We start from the raw sequence: 2,573 nt of genomic DNA, 5'->3' as shown, positions 1-2,573 counted from the left end.
GCTTAGAACCCCACTGCCGGACCTCCCGGTGCGCGCGCCCGCAGCCGACGCCTTCACCGAGGTACCACTCACCAACTGCTGCTGGGTCCTGCGAACTGCACTTACCCGTACTGCAACTTCAACTGCTGTCCTGCTTACGGTGGCCCCTGATCACTGCGGGCCACCCGGTCCGGTCGCCAGTCCCGTCGCCGACCTGCAACAACCCTGGCTTCGAAACTCCACCACCGCACCGTCCTGCACACTGCAACTACCTCTACTGCTCCCGGCAGTTCGTATCTGCCGAGCCCTGCGGACTTCCTGACTACGAGAGAAACCATAACGAGCCGACCTACCAATGTCTACTCTAGCGATCACAGATTTTTGGATGCTCGGCAGAGAGGTATCAGATGGGCCAGGCCACAAGCCTCATCTGTCGCCCACTGCGACCGAGCGCGTAGAAGAGCAGTCACACTCGCGGCATGAGCCCCTGTGTCCACACCCGGAGGTCACTCACCCGTCCGGGACACCCTCAGTAGGCGCCGTGCCGACGCAGGGAGCGCGGGCGGCCGTCGGGATCGGCGACGACCCGGTAGAGCGGGTCGGTCAGGGCCCGCGTGATGCGGGACAGGTGCGGCGGGTGATAGGTGCGCAGTCGTCCCGGCGGTCGCGGGCCGTGGCGGCCGCCGTCGTGCCAGGCGTCCAGAGCGGCGGCCGAGTCGGCGTATGCCGCAAAGGCGCGGCCCGGCTCGCACAGTGCAGCCGCTTCCCCATCCCCGTCGCGGTCGAGGTGTTCGAGATTCAACGACAACCGCAGTTCGCGCGCGAAGACGCGGGCGCCGTCGCCCAGGCCGCCGGGGTCCATCGGTTCACGGGAGTCACGGGTTTCGTCGAGGACAGCGCAGCTGAGTTCCGAATCGTGCGTCCAGGAGCGCCGGTTGACGTTGTCGGAACCGACCGAGGCCCAGACATCGTCGATGACGCAGACCTTGGCATGGACGTACACGGGCGTCCCGGCGTGATTCTCCAGGCTGTAGACGGCCACCCGGTCGCCGCCGGCCCGGCGCAGGACTTCCAGGGCGTGGATCCGGCCCAGCAGATTCATCGGTGTGCTGATCCGCCCTTCCTGGTCCGGCAGTGGCGGCAGGACGGCGATCATCCGCAGGCCCGGATGATCCGCAAGAGCCTGAGCGAACGGCTGGACGGCGCTCTCCGACCACAAGTACTGGTCCTCTAGGTAGATCAGCCGGCGTGCCCGCCGCAGGGACTTCATGTAGGCGCGGGCGATGCTGCGTTCACCGTCGGGAGCGAACGGATAGCCCCTGAGACGGTTCGGGTAGGTGCGCAGGATCTGGACCGTATGGGAACCGCGGGGGCCCGGGTCGGGTTGCTGTACCGGGAGCGGATCCGCCCGTGTGTCCTCGCCCCGGAGTGCCGACCGAAGCCGGCTGCGCGGGCTGCGACTGAGCGGAGCCGGGTCCGTCCACCGCTCACGGAACGTGGCCTCGACATCGCCGACGGCGGGCCCGCGCACCGCCAGCTGGACGTCATGCCAGGGCGGACGGGAACCGTAGACATCGGCGATGGGCTGCGCCAGCGGGTCACCCTGATGAGCGGCGTCGTCCCGACGGCTGTGGCACAGATCGATCCCGCCGACGAAGGCGACGTCCCGCTCGGGCCGACCCGGGTGGCGCAGCACCACGAACTTTTGATGGTGCGAGCCGCCCGGCCGCACCCGCATGTCGAGCAGGCACTCCCCTCCCGCCTCCTCGATCTCCTCCCCCAGGTGGTAGTTCTCCTGTTCGCTGAACTGGAACTGATCCAGGTGCGAGCGCCACACCAGCCCCTTGACTACGACACCGCGGCGTGCGGCATCGCACAACACGTCGCCGATAGCGCTCTCCGGACCGTCCAGCAGCTCGTCAGGGTCACCCCGCCAGTCCGTGAACATCAACATGTCGCCGGCCCGCTGCGCCCGCACCGCCGCAAGCAGCTCGGCGAAGTACACCGCCCCGTGTACCAGGGGGCGGACGTCGTTGCCCGTGGACCACGCCGCACCATCGGCATGACGGCGGTCCACCCTCGACGCGGGATTCCCCCGCTGAGCGGGCGTGAGCAGCCAGTCGGCGCGTTCCACGTGGCAGTCCTTCCAGCCGACGGCCCTTCCGGGATCTCCTGGTAGATCCGTTACCCCCTGAGCGCGTGACCACGCGATTCCTGCTCAGCCAGCCCTGCGAAGACCTGTTCCGTCTGGGGCTGGGTCAGCAACCAGCGGAGCAGGGCCGCCACTCTGACGCCGGAGCGGGTGGAGCAGCTGTCCCAGATCGGGATGCGGCGGTCGTCATCGGCGTCGTCGTCACCGGGGCCGCCGCGCTCACGGCCGGCCATCTGCTCGGACGGTCTGCGCCTGTGGCAACGCCTGGGCGACTGGGCGGCCGATCGGGTCCGCTTCACCGGGTCGTGGGTGGCCACTCGGACACACCACTGCGGCGGATCGAAGTCCTCATGAGAGGCCTCAAAATCTGGGTCTGCAGGTCAACTCACCGACGAGAAGGGAGAATTCGCTACGCTGGCGGTCGGTCAGGGTGGCGTAGAGC

The 2,573-nt window shown here is 68.3% G+C and carries 2 protein-coding genes; both read right to left on the bottom strand.

Translation table 11 applies throughout. The features are described 5' to 3' along the window. Positions 1–508: 508 nt before the first annotated feature. Complete coding sequence (locus tag ACWEBX_RS39100) at positions 509–2,113, bottom strand: phospholipase D family protein (protein ID WP_451889461.1); 1,605 nt, start codon at positions 2,111–2,113, stop codon at positions 509–511. A gap of 50 nt (positions 2,114–2,163) precedes the next feature. Continuing rightward, the gene (locus tag ACWEBX_RS39095; protein ID WP_451889460.1) at positions 2,164–2,364 is read right to left on the bottom strand and encodes a hypothetical protein; all 201 of its coding nucleotides are present in this window, start codon (positions 2,362–2,364) and stop codon (positions 2,164–2,166) included. Between the last annotated feature and the right edge of the window lie 209 nt (positions 2,365–2,573).

It is taken from the genome of Streptomyces sp. NPDC005070, from assembly GCF_053600395.1.
Note: the sequence above shows the minus strand (reverse complement) of the source record. Positions and strands in the feature narration are given on the sequence as shown.

Excerpts from the sequence above, each read along its gene's own strand:
- ACWEBX_RS39095 (WP_451889460.1), bottom strand. The coding sequence starts at position 2,364 with ATGGCCGGCCGTGAGCGCGGCGGCCCCGGTGACGACGACGCCGATGAC.